The sequence below is a fragment of the Duganella sp. BJB1802 genome (assembly GCF_013369445.1).
Taxonomy (GTDB): domain Bacteria; phylum Pseudomonadota; class Gammaproteobacteria; order Burkholderiales; family Burkholderiaceae_D; genus Rugamonas; species Rugamonas vulcania_A.
The window spans coordinates 260876-282980 of sequence record NZ_JABWEF010000002.1 but is presented as its reverse complement, the minus strand read 5'-3'; the positions used below and the strand labels follow the sequence as shown (position 1 = coordinate 282980).

Genomic DNA, 22105 nt, shown 5'->3' with positions numbered 1-22105 from the left:
GCTCAGGCCACGCGCTTGTACCAGGGCTGCTGCGGGAACAAGGGTTTGTAGCGGGCGGCCAGCGGATCGCCCGCATCCAGCGGCCGGTCCAGCGCCAGCATGCCGGTCGGTGCCAGGCTGTCGTCGAACAGCCGCAGCACGCGCTGGCGCAGCGCCGGGCCGAAGTCGGGCAGGGCGCGCCGCCCCAGTATCATCTGGAACTCGTTGAACGAGGCGTCCGTGACCAGGTTGTACTGCGCCCACGTGATGCGGTTGCGCAGCTGCGGCCGCAGCGTCGCATGCAGGCCGTCGCCGCTGACTTCGAAATAGTCGAGCAGCTTGCCGGTGCCGCCGCTGCGCATGTAATTGGCCTGCAGTTCACCCAGCCGCGCCATCGGCAGGCTTGCGGTCTGCGCTTCGGCCAGCAGGGCGTCGCTGGAGACGGTCGCGTAGATTTCGGTGCGCGCGCCCAGCTGCTCCTGTTCCAGCAGGATGGCCAGCGTCCACGCTTGCTGGGCGCCGGCGCAGTCGGCCAGCCACACGCGCGGCAGCGCGGCGCCGTGCAGGCACACGCCCAGCGACATGCGCAGCAGCGACGCTTCGGCGGCGTCGTCGAACATCAACGCCGGTTCCACCGAAAGCTCCCGCAGCAGCACATTCCACGCATGCGGCTCGTGCAGCACGCGGGCCTGCAGCGCCGAGATGGTGGACAAGGACAGCTGCGCCATCGCCGCCTGCACGCGGCGCGCGACGACGTCGCGCTGGTAGCCGCGATAGTCGTAGCCATAGACCTGGAACGCGGCCTCCAGCAGCAGCTCCAGTTCCAGCTCCTCCACCGTGGACGGGGAATGCCGGCGCTGGGCGCCGGCATGGACCTCGCCGAGTGTGGAAGCTGTGGAAGCCACGGACGCCCGCGGATCGCCGGCCGCCCGCCGGTAAATGGCGGGCCGCAGCTGCGCGCAGCGATGCCACAACGAGTTCATGACGCTCATCAGTGCAGCCACACCCGCATCAGCGACAGCAGCTGCGCCACGTCCACCGGCTTGGTGATGTAGTCCGACGCGCCGGCCGCGATACACTTGTCTCGGTCGCCCTTCATCGCCTTCGCCGTCAGCGTGATGATCGGCAGCGATTTGAATTTGGGGATGCGGCGGATGGCGCGCATGGTGTCGTAGCCGTCCATCTCCGGCATCATGATGTCCATCAGGACGATCTCGATGGTCGGATCCTTTTCCAGCACCTCGATGCCGTCGCGGCCGTTCTCGGCGAACGACACCTGCATCTGCTGGCGCTCCAGCAGCGAAGACAGCGCGAAGATGTTGCGCAAGTCATCGTCGACGATCAGCACCTTGCGGCCGGCCAGGCCGCCGTCGGCCGCGTGGATCTCCTCCAGCATGCGGCGCTGCGCCTCGGGCAGGCTGGCCTGCGAGCGGTGCAGGAACAGCGCGGTTTCGTCCAGCAGGCGTTCCGGCGAGCGGGCGTCCTTGATGACGATGGTCTTGGCGTAGCGCTTCAGCTTTGCCACCTCCTTGCGGTTCAACTCCTTGGCGGTGTTGATCACGATGGGCAGGTCGCGCAGCGATTCGTCCTTGCCGATGATGTCGAGCAGGTCGAAGCCGCTGATGTCGGGCAGCGTCAGGTCCAGCACCATGCAGTCGAAGTGCGCTTCGCGCAGCGCGTCCAGCGCCGCCTGGCCGGTGTCGACGGCGACGATGTGCAGGTCGGCGTCGCCGATCAGGGCGACGATGGCGTCGCGCTGCATTTGTTCGTCGTCCACCACCAGCAGGCTGCGCTTACCGCCCAGCAGGAACTTCTGGATGCGCGTGAATTCCTCCTGCAGGGCGGCCTTGCTGACCGGCTTGTTCAGGTAGGAGATCGCGCCCAGGCGCAGCGCCCGTTCGCGCTCGCGCAGGCTGGACATCACATGCACCGGGATGTGGCGCGTGCTCGGGTCGCGCTTCAGGCGGTCCAGCACCGTGAAGCCGTCGATGTCCGGCAGGTCCAGGTCGAGCAGGATGGCGGACGGCAGGTAGTCGCGCGCCAAGCTCAGTGCCGAATCGCCCTGCATCGTCACGATGCCCTTGAAGTTCTTCTCGCGCGCGAAATCGAGCACGATCTTGGAGAAGCGCTCGTCGTCCTCGATGATCAGCACCGATGGATCGCCCGGCGCCACCAGGCCGCGGTCGTCGCTGCTGCTGTATTCCTCCATGTCGGTGTCGATGTCGGTGATGGCGTTGCCGTTGTCGTGCTCCGGCATCGACAGCTCGCTGTAGTGCGGCGGCGTGTACACCACTTGCGGGGCGGGCGTCGGCAGGCGCACCTGCGGCTGGCGGCCCATGTCGTAGTTGATGAAGCCCGCGCGGTTATACGGCAGGAACAGCGTGAACGTGGAGCCGTTGCCGACCGCCGATTCGACGCGGATCTCGCCGCCCAGCAGGCGCGCCAGCTCGCGCGAGATCGACAGGCCCAGGCCCGTGCCACCGTACTTGCGGGCGGTGGAGCCGTCGGCCTGCTGGAACGCTTCGAAGATCAGCTGCAGCTTGTCGGCGGCGATGCCGACGCCGGTGTCGCTGACCGCGAAGGCCAGCACCGCGTCCGCGTGCAGCAGGTTGGGGTGGTCGCTGGAGAAGCCGCTGTTCACCAGGCTGATATTGAGCGACACCTGGCCGTGCGTGGTGAACTTGAACGCGTTCGATAGCAGGTTTTTCAGCACTTGCTGCAGGCGCGTGGTGTCGGTCATCATCGCGGTCGGCAGGTTGTCCTTCAGCTCCACGGAGAAGCCCAGGTGCTTGGCCTCGGCCATGTGGCGGAAGGTGCGGTCGACGTAGTTGCGCAGGTTCTGGAAGCGGTACTCGGAGACGTCCAGCGTCACGGTGCCGGATTCGATCTTCGACAGGTCGAGAATGTCGTTGATCAGCGTGAGCAGGTCGGAGCCGGAGCCGTGGATGGTCTTGGCGAATTCCACCTGCTTGCCGGACAGGTTGCCGTCCGGGTTGTCGCCCAGCTGCTGCGCCAGGATCAGCAGCGAATTCAAAGGCGTGCGCAGCTCGTGCGACATATTCGCCAGGAACTCGGACTTGTACTTGGAGGACAGTGCCAGCTGGGTGGCCTTTTCCTCCAGCGCCAGCTTGGCCTGTTCCACCTCGCGGTTCTTGCGTTCCACCTCGATGTTCTGCTCAGACAGCAGGCGGGCTTTTTCGGCCAGCTCCTGGTTGGTCTGCTGCAGTTCCTGCGCCAGCGATTGCGATTGCGTCAGCAGCGATTCGGTACGGCTGTTCGCCTCGATGGTGTTCAGCACCACGCCGATCGATTCCATCAGCTGGTCGAGGAAGGACAAGTGGGTTTCGGTGAAGCGGTCCAGCGAGGCGATCTCGATCACCGCCTTGACCTGCTGCTCGAACAGGATAGGCAGCACCACGATGTTGGTCGGCGGCGCCGCGCCCAGGCCGGACGAGACGACGATGTAATCGCGCGGCACGTCGGTCAGCCAGATGCGGACCTTCTCCACCGCGCACTGGCCCACCAGGCCTTCGCCCGGCAGGAAGGAGGTCGGCAACTTGCGGCTGGAGCGGTAGCCGTAGCTGGCGATCATGCGCAGGCGGGCGTCCGATTCCTGCGAGTCCATCATGTAGAACACGCCGTGGTGGGCCGACACCAGCGGCGCCAGCTCGGACAGAATCAGTTTGGTCACGGCCTGCAAGTCGCGCTGGCCCTGCAGCAGTCGGGTGAAGCGCGCAAGGTTGGTCTTCAGCCAGTCCTGCTGCGCGTTCTTCAGCGTGGTGTCCTTCAGGTTGCGGATCATCTCGTTGATGTTGTCCTTCAGGTAGGAGACCTCGCCGCGCGCCTCCACCTGGATGGAACGGGACAAGTCGCCGCGCGTCACGGCGGTCGCCACCTCGGCGATCGCGCGCACCTGGTTGGTGAGGTTTGCCGCCAGCTGGTTGACGTTCTCGGTCAAGTCCTTCCACGTGCCGGCCACGCCGGACACGTTGGCCTGGCCGCCCAGCTTACCCTCGGTACCCACTTCACGCGCCACCCGCGTCACCTCGGACGCGAAGGAGGACAATTGGTCCACCATCACGTTGATGGTGTCCTTCAGCTCCAGGATCTCGCCCTTCACATCCACCGTGATCTTCTTCGACAAGTCGCCGCGCGCCACGGCGGTGGTCACCGCCGCGATGTTACGCACCTGGCCCGTCAAGTTGGACGCCATGAAGTTCACGTTGTCGGTCAAGTCCTTCCAGGTGCCGCCGACGCCCGGCACATACGCCTGGCCACCCAGCTTACCCTCGGTACCCACCTCGCGCGCCACCCGCGTCACCTCGGATGCGAAGGAGGACAATTGGTCCACCATCACGTTGATGGTGTTCTTCAGTTCGAGAATCTCGCCCTTCACGTCCACCGTGATCTTCTTGGACAAGTCGCCGTTCGCCACGGCGGTGGTCACGTCCGCGATGTTACGCACCTGGCCCGTCAAGTTACCGGCCATCGAGTTCACGCCGTCGGTCAAGTCCTTCCAGGTGCCGGCCACGCCGGGCACGTTGGCCTGGCCGCCCAGCTTACCCTCGGTGCCCACCTCGCGCGCCACCCGCGTCACCTCGGATGCGAAGGAGTTCAATTGGTCCACCATCACGTTGATGGTGTTTTTCAGTTCCAGGATCTCGCCCTTCACGTCCACTGTGATCTTCTTGGACAAGTCGCCGTTCGCCACGGCGGTGGTCACGTCCGCGATGTTGCGCACCTGGCCCGTCAAGTTACCCGCCATCGAGTTCACCGAGTCGGTCAAGTCCTTCCACGTGCCGGCGACGCCTTTCACCTGGGCCTGGCCGCCCAGCTTCCCCTCGGTGCCGACCTCGCGCGCCACCCGCGTCACCTCCGATGCGAAGGAGGACAATTGGTCCACCATCACGTTGATGGTGTTTTTCAGTTCGAGAATCTCGCCCTTCACGTCCACCGTGATCTTCTTGGACAAGTCGCCGTTCGCCACCGCGGTGGTCACCGCCGCGATGTTACGCACCTGGCCCGTCAAGTTGGACGCCATGAAGTTCACGTTGTCGGTCAAGTCCTTCCAGGTGCCGCCGACGCCCGGCACATAAGCCTGGCCGCCCAGCTTACCCTCGGTACCCACCTCGCGCGCCACCCGCGTCACCTCCGACGCGAAGGAGCGCAGCTGGTCCACCATCACGTTGATGGTGTCCTTCAGCTGCAGGATCTCGCCGCGCACGTCCACCGTGATCTTCTTGGACAAGTCGCCGTTCGCCACGGCGGTGGTCACCTCGGCGATGTTACGCACCTGGGACGTCAGGTTACCCGCCATCGAGTTCACCGAGTCGGTCAAGTCCTTCCACGTGCCGGCCACGCCCTTCACCTGCGCCTGGCCGCCCAGCTTACCCTCGGTGCCGACCTCCCGCGCCACCCGCGTCACCTCGGACGAGAACGACGACAGCTGCTCCACCATGGTGTTGGCCGTGGTGGCCGCCCGCAGGTACTGGCCCTTCAGCGGCACGCCGTCCACCTCCAGCGCCATGGTCTGCGACAGGTCGCCCTTCGCCACGGCGCCGATCACGCGCGCCATCTCGGTGGTCGGGCGCACAAGGTCGTCGATCAGGGCGTTGACCGCGCTGATGATGGAGGCCCAGCCGCCGGCCATGTTGGGCACCTGCGCGCGCTGCGTCAGGCGGCCTTCGCGCCCCACCACGCGGCTGACTTCCGTCACCACCGACACCATTTTTTCCTTGGTCTCGATGATCTCGTTGAGCGTGTCGGCGATCTTGCCCGCCATGCCGGTCCAGTCGGACGGCATGCGTGCGGTGAAGTCGCCTTTCTTCAGCGCCATCAGGGTCGCCAGCAGGCGCTTGGCGTCTACCTGTTCGCCCATGTCGGTCATATTGTTCATCGGCTTAATCCTCGTCGTTTAGGAGGGAATGGGTTTGGATGGCGGTGGCGTGTTGTCTGGCTTCCGCTTGTTCGATCAATGCCGCCGCGGTCAGCGGCGGGAAAAACAGTTCGCCCTGGCAGCTGTCGCAGCCCAGCGCGCGCAGCACGTCGAGCTGCGCGCTTTCGTCCACACCCATCGCCACGATCCGCATGGCGAGCGCGCGGGCCAGGTGGATGACGGCGGCGACGATGTCGGTGCCGCCTTCGTCGTTGCCGATGGCGTGGATGAAGCTTCGGTCTATCTTCAACACATTGAGCTGCCAGCGTTTGCAGGCGGCCAGCGAGGAGCGTGCGCTGCCGAAATCGTCCAGCGCGGCGCGCACGCCACCGGCCTGCAATTGCAGCAGCAACTGGGTCAGCGGCTCGGCAGCGCCTTGCAGCTGCTTCTCGTTGAGCTCCACGCCGATGCTGCCCGGCGGCAGCCGGTGCTTGCGGATCGCCGGCAGCAGCGTTTGCGGCAGGTCGCCGTTGATCTGCGGCGTGGCCAGGTTGATCCAGATGCACGGCGCCGCGCCATAGGCGGCGACAGCCACCGGCTGCCACAGCGCGGCCTGTGCGCAGGCCTGCGCGATCACCCAGGTGTCGACGCGGTCCAGCAGCCCGCGCTCCTGCACGAATGGCAGGAACTGCCCGGCCTCCAGCAAGCCCCTGGTGGCATGGCGCCAGTACAGCTGTGCCTCGGCGCCGACGGTGCGGCCGGTGGCGATATCGACCTGCGGCTGATAGCGCAGTTCCAGCTGGCCGGCGGCCAGCGCCTTGCGCAGCTCCAGCGCCCACTGTTCGCGTTCGCGTTCGCGCACATTGAGCTCTTCGTGGAAGAACTGCACCGGTCCGGCGGTGTTCTGTTTGGCGTGGTACATGGCGGTGTCGGCGTTCTTCATCAGCGCCTGCGCGTTGGCGCCGTCCTGCGGATAGATGGCGATGCCGATGCTGGCCGCGGTCTTCAGGCGGTTGCTGCCGATCTCGAAGGGCAGGGCGCAGGCCAGTTCGATCTTGCGCGCCACGCGCGCGGCATTGGCCGCAGCAGCCCGGCCTTCGATCAACACCACGAATTCATCGCCGCCCAGGCGCGCCACCACGTCCGCCACGCGCACCGCGGCCGTCAGCCGCGCCGCGACCTGCCGCAGCAGCTCGTCGCCGGCTTCGTGGCCGTAGCTGTCGTTGATCTGCTTGAATTTATCCAGATCGAGGAACAGCAGCGCGAAGCCGGCGCCGCTGCGGTCCGACGTGGCCACGGCGTGCTCCAACTGCTGGATCAGGGCGCGGCGGTTGACCAGGTTGGTCAGCGCGTCGCGGGTGGACAGCTCGTGGGCGCGCGACTCGGCCTGCTTGCGGTCCTTGATTTCCTGTTCCAGTTCGGCGTTGATGCGCTCCAGGTCCTGCAGGCGCTGCACGCGCAGGTCCTGGTTCAGGCGCGCCAGCTGTTCGCTCTTCTTGCGCAGCAGGATATTCTTCTTCGTCATCTCGACGAACACCGCCACCTTCGCCTGCAGGATTTGCGGTATCACCGGCGTGAAGAGGTAGTCGGCCGCGCCTTTCTGGTAGGCCTTGAGGCGGTTGATTTCGTCCGCGTAGTGCGCGGTGATGAAGATGATCGGCACGCTGGCCGAGCGGGGATGGGAGTGGATCGCCTCGGCCGTCTCGAAGCCGTCCATGCCGGGCATGCTGACATCGAGCAGGATCACGGCGAATTCGTGCAGCAGCACCTGGCGCAGCGCCTCCTTGCCGGAGCCCGCCGTCAATAGTTCATAGACATGCTGGTCGGCCGCCTCCGACAGCAAGCTCTCCAGCGCATACAGGCTGGCCGGGTCGTCGTTGACGAGGAGGACTTTGGGAATAGGCACGGCTAGCTGAACGGTTGAGGTGTCGGGCAATCGCACTGTGTCTGTAAGGTAAAAGATACTCTTGTGTGTCCGGGAGTCAAGCAAAATCAGGCTCTGCCAAAGAATGGTGAAAGCCTCATTTTATCAATCTGACAATCGACTTGTGGAATATTTTTTACCAGAAAAAATATTATCGCAACTCAATTTTCCCCAGCGCACGATTGCGGCCGCGCTGGCTGACCCAGATGGGTGCGCTCCACAGCATTTTGCCATCGTCCTGGGTCACCCTGGCGTAATAAAAATGCTCGCCGATGGCCGGGCGGATCACGCTCCGGGGCTTGTCGCTGAGGGCCGCGACCGTGCCGTTGCGCCCCGGCACGCCCTGGAAAATGGTGACGGCGGCAACGGCGTGGCCGGTCTTGCTGGCGTAGTTCGCCTGCAAGGTCAGCTTGCCGTTGTTGACGATGCGTTCGCCCATCAGGTGGCCGTTGGCGGTGAGCACCAGTTGGGCGTTCTTGTCCATCGTGGCAAATACGCGACGGGCGCGCAGCGCGTCCAGCAGCCCGGCGGCGTCGAGCGGCGCGCCGGGCGGCATCAGCACGCCCGTGCGATTGCTGTAGGCGCTGCCCCAGTTGGCGCAGTGGTTGTCCTGGTCGCTGCTGAAGGCGAGGTGGTAGCCGGCCTCCAGCAGCTTGTTGCAGGCCGGCTCGAAGTTGCTCAGGTGGGTTTCGCCCTCGTCGCTGCGGGACGAGAAGGCGCTGCTGTTCATCACTTCGCACAGCAGCATGGTCTGGTCGCCGTCCGCGTTCCAGGCCAGCGGCTTGCCGCCGATGGCGAACTGGTCGTCTTGCGGATGGTTGAACTGGCCGAACCAGCCGCGTTCGCGCATCAGCCGGTACAGAAAGGCGTAGTCGCTCTTGGGCGTTTCGGTGTCGGCGATCAGTTCGCCCTTGGCGTTGCGTTCCCAGCCCAGCAGTTCGCCGCTGTTGAAGATATTCAGGTGGCCGCCCTTGTTGATGACGCCCCATTCCTGGCCGTAGATGGCGAGGAACGCCGGATGGGCCTGGTTCCACGCTGAGGCCGCCTGCAGGCCGCTCTGGTACAGGGCCTTGGCGGCGGCCGGGTCGGCCGCGCTGTTGGTGCCGTCCGAACCGTCGTACATGTGGTTGTGTTCGGATGTCATCAGGAAATCCAGCCCGTGTTGCTGGGCGTAGGCGTACGCGTCCGATGGCCCCAGCGCCGCGCTTTGCGGTGGCTGCGCGCCGGTGCAGTGGTCCAGCGCGCCGCCGCCGTCGCTGTGGCTGGTCTGGCTGTGCAGGTTGCCCAGGTAGACGGCGTAGGGCAGCGCGTCGCCGGTCGGCGGCGCCAGCGGGGACGCCAGCGGCGCCGCGCCCACCGCCACGTTCCAGCTTTGCTCGATCGTGGGGCCGTCGCCGGCGCTGGCGCGCAAGCGCAGGCTGTAGACGCCCGCGCGCAACGTCGGCGGCGTGCGCCAGCGTAGCGTCACGGGGCCGGCCGGTTCGTCCGGTTGCCGCGTGCCACGCCAGTTGCGCAGCGCGCGTCCGTCCGGCGCCAGCAGGGTGAGGCGCCAGCGCAGCGTGTCGCCGGCTTGCGGGTCGGGCGCGGAAAAATGCAGCGTCAGCGTGCGCGCCCCGAGCGCGTCGGCGCGGAAGGGCGCCTCCAGCCAGGCGTTGAATTCATGGTGGTCGCCAGTCGTCGCATGACTGGCCGCCGGAACACAAAGGATGCTTGCGAATAAAATCGCCGAGATGGATGGCGCGCGCATGATGAGTCTCCCTCAATACCGGCGGATTGCCGGCCTCATCTTTTAGAGCGCGCCTTATCGCATAAGGTTCCCTTTAATTTTGAAAGGCTGCCGGAGAAATTCTCTCCAATTGTTTCACTGGTTCCCAAGCGGCATTAATAGTATGCTGCTGTGATGCAAAATTTTCCGCCAATATATCGACCAAAAGTGATCGCGCATGCTGAAATCGGGTAACGCGACGGAAGCGGTCCGCAGCCCCCGCCTGCTGTTCTGGCTGGCGGGTGGCGTGCTGGCGCTGGCCGTCGGCGCGGCCCTGTATGGCTCCGCTGCCAAGACGGTCGACGACGATGCCCGCCAGCGTTTCGAGAACCTGGCGCGCGGCACGCAGTATGGCATTTCGGCCCGCATCAAATCGTATTCCGATCTGACGCGCGGGCTGGTGGCGCTGTTCCAGACCAGCGATGATTTGACACGCCTGCAGTTTCACCAGTACGTGGCCAGCCTGGAGATTCCGCGCCACTTCCCGGCGATCGAGGCGGTGACCTGGGCGCCGCTGGTGCGCGACGATCAGCGCGACGCCTTCATCGCCCGCGTGCGCGCGGACCGCAGCATGTCGCCGCAGGGCTATCCGGCGTTCGATATCAAGCCGCCCGGCCGCCGCCCGCATTATGCGGTGCTGACCTATCTGGAGCCGGCGCTGATGTTGAGCGAGAAAATGGGCGTCGATGTGACGGCCAATCCGGCGATCGAAAAAATGGTGGCGGCGTCGCGCGACAGCGGCCAGGTGATCGCATCGGGCCAGCCTATCGTGGTCCAGCATCCGACGCCGCACATCGGCCTGGGCATCCGCTTGCCGGTCTACCGCCGCAACATGCCGGTGGCCGACGTGGCGGGCCGGCGCGCCGCCTATCTGGGATCGGTGGGCATCGGCTTCAGCGTGCCCAAGCTGGTGCAGGGCGCGATCGACGAGATGACCGTGCGCCAGGTGCGCCTGATGTTGTATGCCGACGGCAGCAAGGACGTCGAGCAGCGCCGCCTGGTGATCGAGAAGAGCGACCATCTGCTGTTCAACGATAACGGCACGGTGCAGGACTCGCCGATTCCGTCGGCGGCGAAGGGCCAGTTTTACGAATCGGTGCTGCCGATCGATTTCAACGGCAGCCTGTGGAAGGCGCAGTTCCAGGTCAGGAAGACCGATTTGCTGACCGGCTTCGACGTGTATTTTCCGTGGATCGCCGGCCTGACCGGCTTCGCCGGCACCATGCTGTTGTACAGCTACTTCTTCGTGCTGTACACCTCGCGCCGGCGCGCGCTCAAGCAGGGCGTGCTGCTCGACACGGTGCTCAACAACGTCGACGCCCACGTCTACATGAAGGACCAGAAGCGCCGCTACATCTACGTCAACGCTAAGATGGCCGATTCGATGGGGCTACCGGTCGAGCAGATCGTCGGCAAGCTCGATCGCGAGCTGATGCCGACCTCCGTGGCCGACGCGGCGTGGGCGCAGGAGCGGCCTGTATTCGCCGACAACGTCAAGCGCTCCGGCGAAACCCAGTACGTAGGCCGCGACGGCGTGGTGCAGCACCTGTGGACCGTCAAGGTGCCGGTGGAGATCGACCGCGCCGTCACGGCCGTCATCGGCCTGTCGACCGACGTCACCGAACTGCATCAGCTGAAGGAGGAAGCCGACATCGCCAACCAGGCCAAGAGCGACTTCCTGTCCAATATGAGCCACGAGATCCGCACGCCGATGAACAGCATCATCGGCATGGCCCACCTGGCGCTGAAGTCGGTCACGCATCCCAAGCAGCGCGACTACCTGCAGAAGATCTACCATTCGGGCCAGCACCTGCTGGGCATCATCAACGACATCCTGGACTTCTCCAAGATCGAAGCGGGCAAGATGGACCTGGAGGTGCTGGACTTTTCGCTCGACTCGCTGCTGTCCAACATGTCCAGCCAGCTGGGCGAGAGCGCGGCCGCCAAGGGGCTGGAGCTGGTGTACGAGATCTGGCCGGGATTGTCGCAGCAGTTGCGCGGCGATCCGTTGCGGCTGGAGCAGGTGCTGTTGAACTTCACCAGCAACGCCATCAAGTTCTCCGAGAATGGCAAGGTGTATGTGCGCGCGCGGCCGCTGGAGGAGCGCGACGGCCATATCCTGGTGCGCTTCGAGGTCGAGGACCACGGCATCGGCATGTCGCCCGAGCAGCTGGAGCAGCTGTTCCAGTCCTTCCACCAGGCCGACACGTCGACCACGCGCCGCTACGGCGGCACCGGCCTGGGGCTGGTCATCAGCAAGCAGCTGGCGGAGTTGATGGGCGGTGGCGTGGGTGTCGAGAGCCGGCCGGGCGCCGGCAGCACTTTCTGGTTCACGGCGCGGCTGGCCAAGGGCGTCAGCCTGCTGCAGGCCAGCGACGAATCGGTGCAGCCGGATGTGCTGGACAGTATACGCGGCGCCTCCATCCTGCTGGTCGAGGACAATATCTTCAGCCAGCAGGTGGGCCAGGAACTGCTGGAGGACGCCGGCGCCACCGTCTGCGTGGCGAACAACGGCAAGGAGGCGATCGACCTGCTGCTCAAGGAGCGCTTCGATTGCGTGCTGATGGACGTGCAGATGCCGGTCATGGACGGCTACGAAACCACGCGCCTGATCCGCGCCCATCCCAAGTTGTCGGCCACGCTGATCATCGCGATGACCGCCAACGCCGGCCGCGACGACCAGGAGCGCTGCCTGGGCGCGGGCATGGACGAATTTGTCACCAAGCCGATCGCGCCCAAGCTGCTGTTCAACATGCTGTCCAAGTGGATGAGCCAACGGGCGCGCACGGCCAGTTTCGCGCGGCCGCTGGCGCCGCCGCCGCCGTCCTACTTCACCATGGCCGATGGCGCCGCCGCGCCGCTGCAGCCGCCGCTGCGGGCGATGGAGCCGGCCGCCGCGCATGCCGAAGTGGCGCCGTCCACGCCGGAGCCATTGCCGGAGGAGGCGGAGCTGCTGGACGTGGCCGCGCTGGCCCAGACCTTCGGCGGCAAGGCCGACAAGATGCGCAAGTACGCCTTGCTGTTCCTGGAGTCGGCCCGCGACGGCATGCTGGAGGTCGACGCGGCGCTGGCGCAGGAAGACCTGGCGCATTTGTCCGAGCTGGGACACCGCATCAAATCCTCGGCCCGCGCGGTCGGTGCGATGCGCTTCGGGAACCTGTGCCTGGCGCTGGAAAAGGTGCGCCACGACGCCGATTGCGCCAACGCGCGCCAGTTGGTGCAGCAGCTGCACGCCATGCTGGCGGTGCTGGACCAGCGCATGGAGCAGGAACTACTGGCCTACGATCCCGGCTAGAGCGATAATACGGGCTTCATTCCCACGAAGAGCCCTATGCGTTCGAGCATCACCCCCGGCCTGCTGATTTTGCACGGTAATCAAATGGAGCAGCTGCGCGCGGCGGTGTTCCAATGGCTGCGCAATCATCCTCTGGGCGCGCTCGAATCGGACATCTTCCTGGTGCAGTCGAACGGCGTGGCCGAATGGCTGAAGATCGCGCTGGCCGAGGAGATGCGGGTTTGCGCGGCCACCCGTGTGGCGCTGCCGGCGCGCTTCCTGTGGGAGACCTATCGTGGCATGCTGGGGCGCGAGCGCGTGCCGGTGCGCTCGGCCTTCGACAAGGGGCCGCTGACCTGGCGCCTGATGCGCCTGTTGCCTACCTTGCTGGCCGATCCCGTGTTCACGCCGCTGCGCCATTTCCTGGCGGACGGCGAGGCGGAACGCCGGCTGCAACTGGCCGAACGCCTGGCCGACTTGTTCGATCAATACCAGGTCTATCGCGCCGACTGGCTGGACGACTGGGCGCATGGCCGCGACCAGCTGCGCAACGCCCGCAACGAGGCGCAGCCGCTGCCGGAGGACCAGCGCTGGCAGGGCCAGTTGTGGCGCGCCGTGATCGACGACGTCGAACCGCACGAGCGGGAGCTGGGCCGCGCCACCGTCCACACCGAATTCGTGCGCGCCAGCGCGGCCGGCGAGGAACCGCTGGGCCGACTGCCGCGCCGCATCGTGATCTTCGGCGTTTCCGCGCTGCCGTATCAAAGCCTGCAGGCGCTGGCCTCACTGGCGCGCTACACGCAGGTGGTGCTGGCGGTGCCCAATCCTTGCCAGTTCTACTGGGGCGACATCATCGAAGGGCGCGACCTGCTGCGCTCCGCGCATCGTCGCCAGCAGCTGCGCAACGGCCAGGACCTGGGCGCGATTCCGCTGGAGGAGCTGCACGCGCACAGCCATCCGCTGCTGGCGAGCTGGGGGCGGCAGGGCCGCGACTTTATCCGCATGCTGGACGAATTCGACGAAGCCTCGGCCGCCGCTGCGGCCGAAAACGACGACGTTGCGCCGCTGCGCATCGATCTGTTTAGCGAAGGCGATAACGGCACGCTGTTGTCGCAGGTGCAGGCGGCGATCCGCGACCTGCTGCCATTGTCGGAGCATCCGCACACGCCGCCGCCGGACGACGACCGCTCCATCGAATTCCACGTCACCCACAGCGTGCAGCGCGAAGTCGAAGTGCTGCACGACCAGCTGCTGGCGATGTTCGCCGACGGCAGCGGGCTGCGTCCGCGCGACGTTGTGGTGATGGTGCCGGACATCGACACCTTCACCGCCGCCATCCACGCGGTGTTCGCGCAGCACCGCCGCAGCGATCCGCGCCACATCCCGTTCGAGATCGGCGACGTCAACGACCGCAGCGTCAATCCGCTGCTGGTGGCGCTGGAGTGGCTGCGGCGGTTGCCGAAGCAGCGCTGCCGCCAGAGCGAGGTGCGCGACCTGCTGGACGTGCCGGCGCGGGCCGCGCGTTTCGGCCTGGGCGACGACGACCTGCCGACACTGGGCGTGTGGATCGAGGGCGCCGGCGTGCGTTGGGGCCTCGATACCGAACACCGCGCCGGCCTTGGCCTGGGCGCGGCGGGCGAGCAGAATTCCTGGCTGTTCGGCGTGCGGCGCATGCTGCTGGGTTACGCCAGCGGCGAGAATGCGGCCTTCGCGGGCATCGAGGCTTATGGCGAAGTGGGCGGACTGGATGCGGCGCTGGCAGGATCGCTGGCGCAGCTGGTCGAGGCGCTGCTGCACTGGCGCGAGGTGCTGGCACGAGCCCATACGCCGGCCGAGTGGGGCGTGCAGGCGCGCGCGCTGCTGGCGGCCTTCTTCAAGACCGGCGAGGAGGGCGACCGCCTGACGCTGGCGCAGCTGGACGATGCGCTCAACAACTGGCTGGAGACCTGCGAAGGCGCGCAGTACGACGAAGCCGTGCCGCTGGCCGTGTTGCGCGAGGCGTGGCTGGGCCTTCTGGACGAGCCGACGCTGAACCACCAATTCGTCTCCGGCGGCGTGACCTTCTGCACGCTGATGCCGATGCGCGCGGTGCCGTTCCGTGTGGTCTGCCTGTTGGGCATGAACGACGGCGACTTCCCGCGCCGCGCGCCCAAGGCCGACTTCGACCTGCTGGCGCAGCCGGGCATGGCGCGGCCGGGCGACCGCTCGCGCCGCGACGATGACCGCTACCTGATGCTGGAGGCGCTGCTGGCCGCGCGCGACAAGCTGTATATTAGCTGGGTCGGACGCAATGTGCGCGACAACAGCGAGCAGCCGCCGTCGGTGCTGGTGTCGCAGTTGCGCGATTACCTGGTCAACGCCTGGGCGCTGAAGGATGAACATCTGCACGCGCGCACCACGGAACACGCGCTGCAGCCGTTCAGCCGCCGCTACTTCGAGGACGGCGGTCTGCTGACCTATGCGCGTGAATGGCGTGAGGCGCACGGCGAGGAGACCGGCGAGGCCGTCGCCGCCGAGCTGCCGCAGTTCGATATCGACGACAAATTCCGCCTCAAGCTCATAAGCCTGAACAATTTCATGCGCCAGCCGGTGCGTTTCTTCTTCCGTCAGCGCCTGGGCGTGATGTTCGGCGACGCCGCGCTGGTGGGTGAGGACGAGGAACCATTCTCGCTGAATGCGCTGGAACGCTACCTGCTCGAAGATACGATGCTGGACGACGGCGCTGAAGCCGAAGAGCTGCACCAGGTCTACGACAAGATGACCGAACGCGCCGAGCGCCTTGCGCGGGAAGGCGTGCTGCCGATAGGCCTGATCGGCCAGCAGTACCAACACCAGCTGGTGCAGGCGCTGGTGCCGGTGCGCTGCGCGTGGTTGACGCTGCGCGAGCGCTATCCGAAGGCGGCATCCAAGGTGGCGTTGAGCCTCCAGCTGGCCGGCGTGCAGATCGACGACTGGATCGACCAGCTGCGCAGCAACGGCACCGAAACCGTGTGGCTGGCGCAGATGTCGTCCAAGGTCACGGACAAGCAGGGCAAGCCGCGCGGCGATAAATTGATCGCCATGTGGCTGCGCCAGCTTGCGGTGTCGGCGGCCGGCATGCCTGTCGCCGGCTTCCTGGTGGCGCGCGACGCCATCGTCACCATGAAACCACTGGCGCAGGCCGACGCGCTGGAAGCCTTGCGGGAGCTGGTCTGTCTTTGGCGCGACGGCATGAACCGCCCGTTGCCGACCGCCTGCAAAACCGCGTTGGCGCTGGCGCAGGGCGGCGATGCGCGCGCCGTGTACGACGGCGGCTTCGAAATCTCCGGCGAGAACGACGACCTGTGCCTGGCGCGCCTGTGGCCGGACTTCGCGGCCCTCAGCGCCGAGCCGGATTTTGCCGATGTCTCGCAAGCGCTCTACGGCCCGCTGGCGGACTGGCTGGAACAACACATCACGATAGACGCCATCGACGGCGAGGAATCAGCATGAGCAGCAACACCGCCAACTCACTTGATCCGCTGAGCTTCCCGCTGCACGGCTCGCGCCTGATCGAGGCCAGCGCCGGTACGGGCAAGACGTGGACCATCGCCGCGCTGTACGTGCGGCTGGTGCTGGGCCATGGCGGCGACAACGCCTATCGCCGCCCCTTGCTGCCGGCCGATATCCTGGTGATGACCTTCACCCGCGCCGCCACGCGCGAGCTGTCGAACCGCGTGCGCGAGCGGCTGGTGGAGGCGGCGGCCTACTTCCGCGGCTATTCGGCCATGGGCCTGGGCGCGGACAGCGGTGTGGCGCGCGACGATTATCTGGACGCGATCCTCGAATCCTATCCAAGCCACAGCGAACAGCAACAGGCCGCGCACCGGCTGATGCTGGCGGCGGAGACGATGGACGAGGCGGCGATCTTCACCATCGATGCCTGGTGCCAGCGCATGCTGCGCGAGCACGCCTTCGACAGCGGCAGCCTGTTCGACGAGGAGCTGGTCAGCGATGAGCAGGCCCTGTTCGAGGACGCCGCGCACGACTACTGGCGCCAGCAGGTCTATCCGCTGAACGCGGTCTCGCTGGATGCGCTGCTGTCGTGCTGGGGCGACGTGGGCGCGTTGAAGCGCTCCATACGGGAGCTGGTCAAACGCGCCGACATCATCGGCGACGGCGCGCAAATCGAATCGCTGGGTGAACTGATCGCCGCCGTCCAGCGCGAACAGCAGGCACAGTTGGCGCACCTGAAGACCGGCTGGGTGGAGCGCGCCAACCGCATGGAACAGTGGATCGCGACGGAGCGCGTGCTCTCGCCCAAGTGCTTCAATGGGAACAAGATGCGCGCCGAGTCGCTGGTCAGCTGGTTCAACGGCCTGCGTGCATGGGCCGACGATGCCGCCATGGTCATGCCCGACATCTCGGACACCGCCTGGAAGCGCCTGACGCCGCACGGCCTGGAAGACGCCTACGCGAAAGGCTACACGGCCTCGATCCCGGAGGACTTTGAGACCATGGAGCCGCTGAAGAAGGCGCTGGACGACATCGAGCCGCTGTCGCACGCGCTGTACCGCCACGCCGCCGGCGCGGTCGCCAGGCGCATGGACGAATTGAAGAAGCGCAGCCGCCAGTTCGGCTTCGCCGACATGCTGGACCGCCTGAACGCCGCGCTGCAAGGCGAGAACGCCGCCGCGCTGCGCAAGCGCATCACCGACCAGTATCCGGTGGCGATGGTCGATGAATTCCAGGACACGGCGCCCAACCAGTACCAGATCTTCAACCTGCTGTACCGCGTGGCGGACAACGATCCCGAGACTGGCCTGTTCCTGATCGGCGATCCCAAACAGTCGATCTACGGCTTCCGTGGCGCCGACATTCACAGCTACCTGTCCGCGCGCAAGGCCACCGCCGGCCGCCATTACCAGCTGGGCACCAACTACCGCTCGACCAAGCCGGTGGTGGACGCGGTCAACCACCTGTTCATGTACGCCGAGGGCCAGCCGGCGGAAGGCGGCTTTGGACGCGGCGCCTTCCGCTTCCGCGATCCCGGCACACGCGAGAATCCGCTGCCGTTCGAAGCGGTCGGTGCCAAGGGACGCAATGAGCGCATGGTCAACACCGACGGCGACGTGCCGGCGCTGGTCATCGCCTGCAGCGCCGCGCAGGACCTGAAGGCGGACAGCTACCGCGAATTCTTCGCCTGGCACTGCGCCGAGCATATCGTCGCACAGCTCAACGACGAACGCGCGGGCTTCGACGGCCCGAAGGGCTTTGTGCGCCTGCAGCCGGCCGACATCGCCGTGCTGGTACGCGACCGCAAGGAGGCCGCCGCCATACGCCGCGCGCTGCAGCGGCGCCAGGTCGCCAGCGTCTATTTGTCGGACAAGGATTCCGTCACCGACAGCGAGGAAGCGGCCGACGTGCTGCGCTGGCTGTCGGCGGTCGCCAGTCCGTTGGACGGCGCGCTGGCGCGGGCCGCCTTCGCCACCCGCACCGCCGGCTTGCCGCTGGCGGAACTGGCGTTGTTGTCGTCGGACGAACTGGCGTGGGAGGCGCGCGTCGAGCAGTTGAAGGCGCTGCACATCGTGTGGCAGCGGCAGGGCGTGCTGGCGATGCTGCGCCGTTTCATCCACGAGCTGAAACTGCCGGCGGCCTTGCTGCAGCAGCCGGGCGGCGAACGGCGCCTGACCAACCTGCTGCATCTGGCCGAGCTGCTGCAATCGGCCAGCCGCCAGCTGGATGGCGAACAGGCGCTGATACGCTGGCTCGCCGAGCAGATCGAAGGCGGCGAGGGCGCCGGCGACGAGCGTGTGCTGCGGCTGGAAAGCGATGCGGAGCTGGTCAAGGTCGTCACCGTCCACAAATCGAAAGGCCTGGAGTATCCGCTGGTGTACCTGCCGTTCGCTGTCACGGCGCGCAAGGTGGAGCGGCGCAACCGCAGCTTCTTCGAATTCAGCGATGACGACGGCGTGCGTCAGATCGACATGGCGCTCACCGACACCGCGATGGAACTGGTCGAACGCGCGCGCCTGCAGGAGGACCTGCGCCTGCTGTACGTGGCGCTGACGCGCGCGCGCCACTTCCTGTGGCTGGGCGTGACGGCGCTGGCCGCCCGCAAGGCCGGCGACAACACGCTGCACGAATCGGCGCTGGGCTATCTGCTGACTGGTGGCGAAGCGCTGCCGTCGGACCTGATGATGGAGCGCTGGGGCCACGCCTGCAAAGGCTGCGACGGCATCAGCATCGAGACGCTGGAGATGGCGATGCAGCAGTACACGCGATTGAGCCGCGTGGAAGAACGCCCGCCGTTGCTGGAGCCGCAGCTTTACACCGGCCGTTTCGAACGTGACTGGTCGGTGGGCAGTTTCAGCTCGCTGGCGCGGCGCACCGGGCCGACCGGCACCATCGGCGGCGCCGCGCCGGCCTTGCCCGTGCCGCGCGACGGCCTGCAGGAGAACCTGCTGGAAGGCGCGGACCTGCCGTCCATCGCGCTGCCTGGCCGCGTGGAAGACGCGCCGTGGCACCGCTTCCCGCGCGGCTCGGTGCCGGGTAACTTCCTGCACGAGCAGCTGGAGTGGATGGGGCAGGAGGGCTTTGCCATCGTCGATCACGAGCATTTCGAATCGCGCCTGACGCGCCGGGTGGAGCGCGCCGGCTGGGGCAACCGCCTGGAGGACACGCTGGCGTGGCTGCGCGAGATCGCCGGCACCACCTTGCCGTATCTGGAGGCGCCGCTGAGCGCCATCGATGCGCCGCTGCCGGAGATGGAGTTCTGGTTCCCCAGCGAGCGCCTGAGCACCGGCGCGCTCGATGGCCTGTGCGCCACGCATCTGCTGGGCGGTGCGGCGCGGCCGGCGCTGCCGGAGCGTCAGCTGCACGGCATGTTGAAAGGCTTCGCCGACCTGGTGTTCGAGCACGAGGGCTGCTTCTGGGTGCTGGACTACAAGTCGAACGCGCTGGGCGCGGGGGACGGCGCCTATCACCAACCGGCGCTGGTGGCCGCGATGGCCGAGCACCGCTACGACATCCAGGGCGCGATCTACATGCTGGCTTTGCACCGGCTGCTGCAGAGCCGACTGGGCGACGAATACGATCCGGCCGAGCACCTGGGCGGCGCGATTTTCCTTTTCCTGCGCGGCATTGCGAATCCGCAAACGCGCGGTTGTTACCTGATAGAACCCGATCCGGCGCTGTTGGACGGGCTGGACCGGTTGCTGGACGAGTCCGGCGCAGCGCAAGCAGAGGCACCGCATGAGTATTGAAACGTCCGCAGCCTTGTTTGAGCAAGTCGACGCGCTGACCGAAAACGGCCAGCTGCGCCGCCTGAGCGGGGCGTTTGCGCGCTTTATCGCGTCGGTTGGTACCAGTTCGCCGCAGTTGATGGCGGCTTGCGTGCTGTTGTCTGAACTTGAAGGGCGCGGCCACAGCTGTCTGATGTTGGATGAGCTGGCAGGCGATCCCTCGGGCCAGCTCGGCTGGACCAGCGACGAGTGGCGCGCGCTGCGCGATGCCGCCGGCGCCTGGCCCAGGAACGCCGCCGCCTGGCGGGCGCTGCTGGCAGGCTGCGACCAGGTCTGGCCGGTTGGCGACCTGGATTTCCAGCAACCGCTGGTGCTGGACGGCGAGCGCCTGTACCTGCGCCGTTATTGGCGCGATGAAACGCTGGTCGCCGAGGCCGTGCGCGGCCGCGCGCTGGGCGGGTTGATCGCCATGGATGCCGAGACCAGCACCTCCGATATCCGTCATTGGCTCGATATATTGTTCCCGCACGCGCCGCGCGGCGGCGCCACGGATTGGCAAAAAATCGCCTGCGCTGTGGCCATGCGCGGCAAGCTGGGCATCATCACCGGCGGTCCCGGCACCGGGAAAACCTACACCGTGGCGCGATTGCTGGCGTTGCTGTTCGCGACGGCCGGCGCGCGCCAGTCCGGTTTGCGCGTGGCGCTGGCCGCGCCGACCGGCAAGGCGGCGGCCAGGCTCAAGCAATCGATCGATTCGGCGCTGGACGATCTGGCCGAAAAAGTCGGCGCCGCCTTGCCTTTGCGCGAACTGGCTGCCCGCATGGGCGCGGCCCGGACGCTGCACAGCCTGCTCGGCGCCCGGCCCGGCACGCGCGCGTTCCAGCACAACGCCGGCAATCTGCTGGAAGTCGATGTGTTGATTGTTGACGAGGCATCAATGATCCACCTGGAGATGATGTCCGCTTTACTGGCCGCCTTGCCGCCGGATGCCACCTTGATCTTGCTTGGCGATAAAGATCAGCTGGCCTCGGTGGAGGCGGGCGCGGTCCTGGGCGACCTGTGCCACAACGCGGAAGCGGGCGCCTACGAGTCCGAAACCTTGTCTTATGTGCAAGCAAGCGCAGGTCAACAGATTCCGGACAGCTACGCCGGCGACGGCGGGCCCATTGCTCAGCAGACAGTAATGTTGCGTGAAAGCCGGCGTTTCGGCGGCCCGATCGGGGCGTTGGCGCTCGCCGTCAACGCCGGAAATGCTGCTTCTGCACTACAAGTGTTGCGTGATGGAATCGATTGCAAGGTCGCCTGGATCGATCCGGCGCAGTCTTCCGACCTGCTTCAGCTGGCTTTGGCGGGCCGCGCCGGGGCCTCCGGCGGCTACCAGGCTTACCTCAAAATGGTCAAATCCGGGGCGCCGGAGGGCGAGGAGATCGTACATCTTGCATGGGTGAAATCCGTGCTGACGAGCTTTGAAACCTTCCGGATTTTGTGCGCCGTGCGTGAAGGCGAGTGGGGTGTTGCCGGATTGAATGATGTCATCGAACAAAGATTGCAATCGGCCGGATTGCTGCGCAGAAGCGGCGAATGGTATGTCGGCCGGCCGGTCATGGTCACGCGCAACGATTACGGCACCGGCGTTTTCAACGGCGATATCGGCCTGACTTTGCCCGATCCGGCGCGTCCCGGCGCGCTGCGCGTGTACTTCTCGGAGGGCGGCAATGTGCGCAGCGTTCTTGCCACACGGCTACGCAATGTCGAAACGGCGTTTGCCATGACGGTGCATAAATCGCAAGGTTCCGAGTTCCAGCACACGGTGCTGGTGTTGCCCAAGGAAAGCGGCGGCATGCTGGCGCGCGAGCTAATTTACACCGGCATCACGCGCGCCCGCGACTACTTTACGTTACTCACGCCGAACAGCCAGGTGCTGCTTGACGCCATTGCCCAGCGCACCCAGCGCGCCAGCGGCCTGCGCACGCTCCTCGGCAACTGATTCCCCGCACGATGCCTGTTCCGGGCATCGTCATAGCTGAATCATGCTAAAAATTGGCACATAAACACCAGAAACTGGCTTGTGGAGGGCGAAAAAAAG

General features: G+C 66.2%; 8 protein-coding genes. 4 read left to right on the top strand and 4 right to left on the bottom strand.

Features of this window, described 5'->3' with window-relative positions:
- Positions 1-2: 2 nt before the first annotated feature.
- The 4 genes from HUX88_RS04390 to HUX88_RS04375 all read right to left on the bottom strand — a co-directional run bounded on the left by HUX88_RS04390 (position 3) and on the right by HUX88_RS04375 (position 9525).
- Positions 3-971 carry a CheR family methyltransferase gene (locus HUX88_RS04390; protein ID WP_176360955.1) on the bottom strand — a complete coding sequence of 323 codons (969 nt, stop codon included), beginning with the start codon at positions 969-971 and terminating at the stop codon, positions 3-5.
- The gene (locus HUX88_RS04385) at positions 971-5875 is read right to left on the bottom strand and encodes a HAMP domain-containing protein (protein ID WP_117011452.1); all 4905 of its coding nucleotides are present in this window, start codon (positions 5873-5875) and stop codon (positions 971-973) included. The genes HUX88_RS04390 and HUX88_RS04385 overlap by 1 nt, the downstream gene beginning before the upstream one ends.
- A gap of 4 nt (positions 5876-5879) precedes the next feature.
- Complete coding sequence (locus HUX88_RS04380; protein WP_117011451.1) at positions 5880-7760, bottom strand: bifunctional diguanylate cyclase/phosphodiesterase; 1881 nt, start codon at positions 7758-7760, stop codon at positions 5880-5882.
- Positions 7761-7929: 169 nt separating this feature from the next.
- Complete coding sequence (locus HUX88_RS04375; RefSeq protein WP_176360954.1) at positions 7930-9525, bottom strand: CehA/McbA family metallohydrolase; 1596 nt, start codon at positions 9523-9525, stop codon at positions 7930-7932.
- A 196-nt stretch (positions 9526-9721) separates the two neighbouring features.
- On the opposite strand from HUX88_RS04375, the gene HUX88_RS04370 reads away from it, so the two are divergent.
- The 4 genes from HUX88_RS04370 to recD are packed head-to-tail and all read left to right on the top strand — an operon-like array spanning position 9722 to position 22006.
- Positions 9722-12838, top strand: coding sequence for a CHASE domain-containing protein (locus HUX88_RS04370; protein WP_176360953.1), 3117 nt, complete (start codon positions 9722-9724; stop codon positions 12836-12838).
- 36 nt (positions 12839-12874) lie between these two features.
- On the top strand, positions 12875-16288 hold the full coding sequence (gene recC / locus HUX88_RS04365; RefSeq protein ID WP_176360952.1) for an exodeoxyribonuclease V subunit gamma: 3414 nt from the start codon (positions 12875-12877) through the stop codon (positions 16286-16288).
- On the top strand, positions 16285-20040 hold the full coding sequence (gene recB / locus HUX88_RS04360; RefSeq protein WP_176360951.1) for an exodeoxyribonuclease V subunit beta: 3756 nt from the start codon (positions 16285-16287) through the stop codon (positions 20038-20040). Before recC ends, recB begins: the two co-directional genes overlap by 4 nt.
- On the top strand, positions 20030-22006 hold the full coding sequence (gene recD / locus HUX88_RS04355; protein WP_176360950.1) for an exodeoxyribonuclease V subunit alpha: 1977 nt from the start codon (positions 20030-20032) through the stop codon (positions 22004-22006). Before recB ends, recD begins: the two co-directional genes overlap by 11 nt.
- Positions 22007-22105 lie beyond the last annotated feature (99 nt).